Raw genomic sequence first — 7,128 nt, forward strand, 5'->3', positions numbered from 1 at the left:
TCTCTAACCCTTAGAGACTAATTTCGATAGTCGAGAGGAGGCTTTCTCTCTCCCAGTAATGCATAATAGTTGAAATCCGGTCCCCTGCGGTCAATTAATTCCGCTTTCGCCTGTTTTATCGTAGCCGGAGATTCAAAAATATCTACGGTTGAAAGAGCCAAAGTTTTTGCGGCCACCATAAGTCCCTTAAAACCGATGCTCATACCTCCGGCGGCCACAGCCTGCCAAGTGTGAGCTGACGTCCCGGGAACCCAGGTCGCAGCATTCAATCCGGCCGTTGGAACCATCCAACTTACATCACCCACATCCGTAGAACCGCCCGGTGGGCGAAATTTCCAGGGCCGAATCTCCTCTGCAGACTCAATAGGAGTGTCCACTTTCCTGAAGGTTCCCTGAATAGATTCGGCAAACTTCCTTTCCTCTCGATTGTATTTCACTCCACCAACTTCTTTGAGATTGTTATATACAACCTTTTGAAGGATATCATTCCTCAGGACGGGTCTGTTGCCGTGAATTATCTCAAAATCTACTTCAGTACCCGTTCCCAATGCTGCACCTTCCGCGGTTTTCAGCACCCTGCTCCATAAATCCTCCAGAACATCCACTTCCGGGTGTCGAACATAGTAAAAAGCTTCAGCAAAGTCCGGTACAACATTGGGTGCCCCGCCGCCATGGGTAATCACGTAATGAATTCTGGTTTCCTGGGGGACATGCTCCCGCATCAGGTTCACCATGTGATTCATAGCTTCAATTCCATCCAGTGCCGAACGACCCCTGTGAGGTGAGCTCGAGGCGTGCGATGAGTAGCCAGTGAACCGGAACTTGGCTGATCTGTTTGCCAGAGAGGTGGACGGACTGGCATCATTCTTATCAGAAGCATGCCAGTGGAGTACAACATCCACATCATCAAAAAGCCCGGCCCGGACCATATATACTTTGCCTGAGCCACCCTCTTCAGCAGGGGTACCGTAGAGGCGGAGTGTCCCCTTTGCACCAGACGATTTCATCCAATCCTTCACAGCTATGGCAGCAGCGGTTGAAGCGGTACCGAACAGGTGGTGGCCACAGCCGTGACCGGCTGCACCTACTACTCGGGGTTTTCGCTCGGTAATCACTTCCTGAGAAAGTCCAGGCAAAGCGTCATATTCAGCCAATATTCCAATGACAGGTTTACCAGACCCATAGTTGGCAACAAAAGCTGTGGGTATTTCAGCAACACCTGCTTCAATAGAAAAACCTTCTTCTTCCAAGGTTTTTTGGAGAAGCTCAGAACTTTTATACTCCTGATAACCTGCTTCCGCCCATGTCCAGATCTGTTTGGCCATTTTCTCATATGTCTTAGCCTGTTTCTCAATTGATTTGACAACATCACTTTTCTTTGCTTTTCCATCTGTCAATGATGGCAACAAAAGAAAGATGAAAGCTAATACGATAATGCCGTAAGGATACTTTTTCATGGCTACATCTCCTTGAAAAGGATAAAACCCGTACTGTCTAATAAATAGTAAGGAAAAGTAACTGATGCAAAATTCGAAGGCAAGCTGTTCTCAATTATGAAAGCTGATGATCTAAAGTCAGAAGTGACCGGAGTAAAACATTTGCACCTGCTTCAATGTCTTTAGATCGAGATTTTTCCTTAGGGGAGTGGCTTATACCACCGAGACTTGGAATGAATATCATCCCCACCGGTGCCAGTTGAGCAATGCTCTGCGCATCATGACCAGCACCACTGGGCATGCGAGTATAGCTGAAACCCAGCTTCTCTGTTTCCTCTTCAATCACCTTTCGAAATAAATCATCTGTAGGAGCCGCCTTACTAAGGTAGAATTGATCAAATGAAAATTGAGTGCCGGTTTCTTCACCAATCAACTTACTCTCTTTCACCAAGACCTTGAAAAGGTTGTCTATTTTTGCCATATCCAGATCGCGAATTTCAAGAGTTAAAGATGTACGACCTGGAATAACATTTGGTACTCCCGGTTCAGGAGTTATCTGACCAACTGTTGCCACCTGACGCCCAGACATATTTTTTGCTATTCGGTGCACAGCTTGTATGAACTGCGCCGCCGCCACAAGAGAATCTCTTCTTTCAGTCATGGGTGTTGTGCCCGCGTGATTAGTAAAACCCTTAACAGTAACGCTCCACCGCTTGATACCAACAATTCCTTCTACAACACCGATGGTTAATCCCTCTCTTTCAAGTATACCCCCCTGCTCTATGTGAAGCTCAAGAAAACCGGCAATGCTCCCTTTCAACCTTTTAACTTTGGTCAACTTATCAGGATCGCCGCTATTGGCCCTTAAGCCTTCACCAATGGTAAAGCCACTAGCTGTCATAATATCTAACTCAAATGTTTCTATCTCACCGGCCATGGCACGACTCCCGGTTTTTCCACCTTCCTCATTGGAAAAAATCACGAATTCAAGAGGGTGACGAGTAATCTGATTATCTTCATGGAGTATTTGTGCTACTTCAACAGCCGCCGCTGAACCAACCTGCCCGTCATAATTGCCCCCGCTTGGCACTGAATCGATATGTGAACCGAGCATAATCGGTTTAGCATCTGCATTATTTCCCTTTCGTCGACCGATTATATTGGCGGCTGCATCAATTTTTACATCCAATCCGGCATTTTTCATCAACCCTATGACGTATCGTCGGGCATTTCTGTCTGCTTCACTGAAAGAAACCCGATCAATGCCGCCGTGATCATTCCGACCATATTTTGCCAGTTCAAGGAGTATTTTATTAAGGCGGGCGCCATCCACGAGTAACGGTTTAGGATTTGGGCTGTCGGGGAAAATACTTGTTCCCATTAATAACGGGATTCCAGTTATAGCTATAGAAAAGAAACGGGTGAATTCCCGCCTATTCATGAGTCTAGGTTGATCAGCGAAGTAAAATGTTCTCAGTTATTATTGATGGTATAATTATTAAAGAAGGAGAAGCAGAAGTCAGTTCACAGAAATTGGCATCTTTCTACATTGCTTACATAGGCCGAACAGTTGATGGACATGCCTCACAAGTTTATAGTTAAACTTATCTGCAACATCTTTCTGAATTTCCTCAATTTGAGGGTTCATAAACTCAACAATGGTTCCACATCTAATACAAATAAGATGGTCATGTTGATGACAATCCAGCCAGTGTTCATACCGCCATTTTCCGTCCCCGATATTCATCCGCCATACTAGATCATGCTGATACAGAATATTCATGGTCCTGTAGACCGTAGCACGGGAAACATGCACATCCCTTTCCCGTAGTGCCAAATAAATCTCCTCAGCTTCGCGGTGTTCATCTGAATCACACACCTCTCTGAAAATCTCCACACGCTGCGGAGTCAGCTTCAGGTTCTCGTTCCTAAGGACTTTCATGAATTTCTTCAGCTCTACGTCAGTCATAATGGACTCATTTGGGATTCATTCTCAATAAGAATTTAAAATGTCAGGTTGTGTGGAACAACCATCGTGCTCAGCTGAGCGGTGTTAGGTTGGCGTATTTGGCGATAAGTTTTTTCTGAATGTTGCCTTGGAATACGACGGTGATTTTCTGGTTGTCACCTGAACCCTCTACAGCAAGGATCATCCCTTTACCAAAGAGGGGATGTTTCACTTTATCACTACGTTCAAATTCGTTAAATGAAGTGATGGTTCTTACATATTTGAGTTTGTATTTGTTCGAACTTTTATCCTTTACAAGACGTCTAGTGAGAGCGGAGTGAAAATTTATGCGATCCAGGTATTCTTCAGGTATTTCTTGAAGAAAACGTGAAGCCAGACCGAGACCAACGGCACCGCTAGATCGGCGGCGGTTTGGCGCAAAGTGAAGATAAGCTTTCTCCTTGGCTCTTGTTAAACCAACGTAGAACAGACGGCGTTCTTCCTCAAGTTCCCTGGGGTCCTCAAGTGAACGGTAGATAGGGAATAATCCATCTTCAAGACCGGTGATAAAGACAACGGGGAACTCCAGTCCCTTCGAGCTGTGGAGCGTCATGAGTGTAATATGATTTGTGCTGTCGTTCCACGTGTCGATAGCGGTCAGCAGTGACACCTCCTCAAGAAATTCCCGTACAGTGGCATTCTCATTCCGTTTGCAAAACTGATGAATACTGTTCAAAAGTTCCTGAATGTTTTGCAGCCTCTCACTGGCATCTTCAGTTCCTTGCTCCTTGTAGAAGTTGACCAAGCCCAGTTCATCCACAAGTACGGAGGCAAGTTCAGACGCATCCAGTTTATCCTTCAGTTCTCGATACTTCTGAACAAGCTCATAAAATTCAACCAATCCGACAGCCTGTTTGCCTTTCAGATTCATGGCGTCTGGCGTTTCCAGAACAGCAAGGAGCGGAATACCCTTCTTGGCCGCCAACACCTCACATTTGTCAACAGTCTTGGCACCGATACCGCGGGAAGGGAAATTGATAATTCTTTTTAAACTCACAGAGTCAACTGGATTAACAAGAATTCTGAGATAGGCTAGCAGGTCCTTTACCTCTTTCCTTTCGTAAAACTTCACACCGCCGACAATGTGATAGGCGATGCCCTTTCTCCTCAGACCGTCTTCCAGTGCCCTGCTCTGAACATTGGTCCTGTAAAGGATCACAAAATCCTGAAAAGTTCTTTTATTCTGTTGTATTTCCTTCTGGATCAGCTCCAATACACCGTCCGTTTCTTCTATTTCATCATAGGTTTCCATTATGCCTATTTTTTCACCTTGACCTTGATCTGTCCAAAGCTCTTTTTTTGCACGATACTCATTGTTCTTGACAACGGCTCCGGCAACAGAAAGAATATTCGCAGTGGAGCGGTAATTCTGTTCCAGCCTGAAGACTTCGCAATCGGGGTAAGCCTTTTCAAATTCCAGAATATTGGAAATATCTGCCCCACGCCAGCCATAAATGGATTGATCATCATCCCCCACGACAGAGATCTTATTATGTGTATCAGAAAGAAATTTTACAAAGAGAAACTGAGGTCGATTAGTATCCTGGTATTCATCCACCAAAACATATTTGAATTTATCCTGATATTTTTTCAGCACCTTCGGATGTTTCTTAAAAATCTCTAGCGGATACAAGAGCAGGTCACCGAAGTCCACAGCATTATTTTCCTTCAAAGCTTTCTTGTAAACGGGGTAAAGTTCAGCCACTGACTTATCGAACGGCGAAGCACCATTTTTCATCAATTGTGAAGGATCTTCCATACTACTTTTAATAAAACTCATCCTGGAACGGTAAGCGGCTGCCGAAATACCGTTGGTCGTCAACTTCAGGTTTAACATTAACGTTTTGATGAGCTGATCCTGATCCGCAGTGTCATAAATGGCAAAATCCGGGGTAAAACCGAGAGATACAATCTCATGCCTTAGGAGACGGGCACAAATGGAATGGAATGTACCAATGTTAAGCGACATTGATTTCTTCCCGAGCAATGACTGGACCCTGGTCCTCATTTCCGCAGCTGCTTTGTTTGTAAATGTTACCGCCAGGATATCATCAGGATTGTAACCCTTTTCGATAATGAGATAAGCAATCTTGTGGGTAAGAACTCGCGTTTTACCTGTGCCGGCGCCTGCAAAGATCAGAGTTGGTTTATCAATAGCCTCAACGGCCTGTTTCTGAACATCATTAAGATTCAAATCACTCATTCAATCAATCTTGTATATCTTTTGTTTGCGCATGTTTTTTACTTCTTATTTGGCGTCTGGAGCGCTGAAACTTCTTTTTAGCAACATTGTGCTCCGCTTCGGTCCTGCTGAATGTGTGGTATCCTTCGCCGTTAGCCACAAAGAAGAGATAGTCGGCATCAGCCGGCGAAAGCGCTGAAATGAGCGACTCCCGGCTGGGACTGTTGATGGGACCGGCTGGAAGACCATAATGGATATAAGTATTGTAGGGTGATTTAATTTTCAAGTCATTTATCAACAACCGGCGCGGACCATCCTCAATGATGTACTGAATGGTGGGATCCGCCTGAAGACGCATTCCTATTTTGAGGCGATTGTGGTAGACTGAACTGATAAGTGGACGTTCGCTGTCATATATGGCTTCCCCCTCTATAATGGATGCTAATGTCACCATTTCAAGCTCCGTCAAACCATGAATCTGAAGTCGACTCTTCAATATTTTATCGAAAAACTCGTGATATTCGGTCACCATGGTTTGAATGACTCGTTCGGGTGTCTCACCCTCATGAAAATGGTAAGTATCCGGAAAGAGAAATCCTTCGAGGGAATAAGCATCAATATTCAGAGACTTAATAAATTGGGAATTCTCGCATAAGGCCAAAAATACGCCCGAGTCTATGTTCAGCTTATCCTGAAAAACTTCCGCAATTTGATATTTGCTTAGTCCTTCAGGAATAGTGATTTTGTGTAGTACAGGTGTTCCTTCCACCAATTGTCTAATTATGTGGTAATTCGACCTGAGGTCAGTTAGCGAGAAAACACCAGCTCGAATGGTGGTCTCATGTCCCATAATCCTGGTTGCCATAACGAAAGTTTCCGAATCAGTGATGACATCCTTCATTTTGAGATCATCGCCAATCTCTTTAAGAGATGCTCCTTTATCCACCTTTACTACAACGGGCGTTTCTGCTTCGGGAAGAGGCCAGAAGACCACCAGAGAATAGAAGGCCACTCCAGAAAGAACCAGGATTGAGAGTATGAATCCCGCTACGTGATCGGGTTTAGAACTATTTAAAAATGCCATAAATTTCGGGCGCGAATTTAATCCTTTCACAAAGCACACAACAATAGTTTTTCAGAAAAGAGGAAGGGATAATAGAATTGATTACGGGTAAATGTCGGTCGTATATTTGCCCCCGCTGTGGCGAAAAAAAATGAAAAATCTGAAATTCATCTTTTTGAAGGGTGGGCTTTTGGAAAAAAGAATTATCTGCTCTTTAGTATCGGTCTGGTGACGATTATATCCGGTTATATCGTGATGGCAACCGGGGATGTGAATAGTTTTCAGTCCCTCACATTGTCACCCATCATGCTTTTCGTCGGATACCTGGTGATCATACCTCTCGCTCTTGTAGTCAAGGACAATGATAGAAAATCGCCATCAACACTTGAAAATTGATTTTTCGGGATCGTAGTTCAGTTGGTTAGAACGCCGGCCTGTC

6 protein-coding genes are annotated in these 7,128 nt (G+C 44.5%); 1 reads left to right on the forward strand and 5 read right to left on the reverse strand.

Annotation, left to right across the window (positions count from 1 at the left end; all coding sequences use genetic code 11):
* Nucleotides 1–17 precede the first annotated feature (17 nt).
* The 5 genes from EYO21_09030 to mltG all read right to left on the reverse strand — a co-directional run bounded on the left by EYO21_09030 (nucleotide 18) and on the right by mltG (nucleotide 6,710).
* On the reverse strand, nucleotides 18–1,457 hold the full coding sequence (locus tag EYO21_09030) for an amidohydrolase (protein HIB03946.1): 1,440 nt from the start codon (nucleotides 1,455–1,457) through the stop codon (nucleotides 18–20).
* A 94-nt stretch (nucleotides 1,458–1,551) separates the two neighbouring features.
* Entirely contained in the window at nucleotides 1,552–2,817 is a 1,266-nt protein-coding gene (locus EYO21_09035; GenBank protein HIB03947.1) for a Zn-dependent hydrolase, read from the reverse strand.
* 138 nt (nucleotides 2,818–2,955) lie between these two features.
* Entirely contained in the window at nucleotides 2,956–3,405 is a 450-nt protein-coding gene (locus EYO21_09040) for a transcriptional repressor (GenBank protein HIB03948.1), read from the reverse strand.
* A 70-nt stretch (nucleotides 3,406–3,475) separates the two neighbouring features.
* The gene (locus tag EYO21_09045; GenBank protein HIB03949.1) at nucleotides 3,476–5,647 is read right to left on the reverse strand and encodes a DNA helicase; all 2,172 of its coding nucleotides are present in this window, start codon (nucleotides 5,645–5,647) and stop codon (nucleotides 3,476–3,478) included.
* 4 nt (nucleotides 5,648–5,651) lie between these two features.
* Nucleotides 5,652–6,710: an endolytic transglycosylase MltG gene (mltG, locus tag EYO21_09050; protein ID HIB03950.1), complete on the reverse strand. Its 1,059-nt coding sequence runs from the start codon at nucleotides 6,708–6,710 to the stop codon at nucleotides 5,652–5,654.
* A 102-nt stretch (nucleotides 6,711–6,812) separates the two neighbouring features.
* On the opposite strand from mltG, the gene EYO21_09055 reads away from it, so the two are divergent.
* Nucleotides 6,813–7,085 (forward strand): DUF3098 domain-containing protein, encoded by a 273-nt coding sequence (locus EYO21_09055; protein ID HIB03951.1) that lies wholly within the window; start codon nucleotides 6,813–6,815, stop codon nucleotides 7,083–7,085.
* The last annotated feature ends 43 nt before the right edge of the window (nucleotides 7,086–7,128 follow it).

It is taken from the genome of Candidatus Neomarinimicrobiota bacterium, assembly GCA_012964825.1.
Classification (GTDB): Bacteria; Fidelibacterota; Marinisomatia; order Marinisomatales; family S15-B10; genus UBA2125.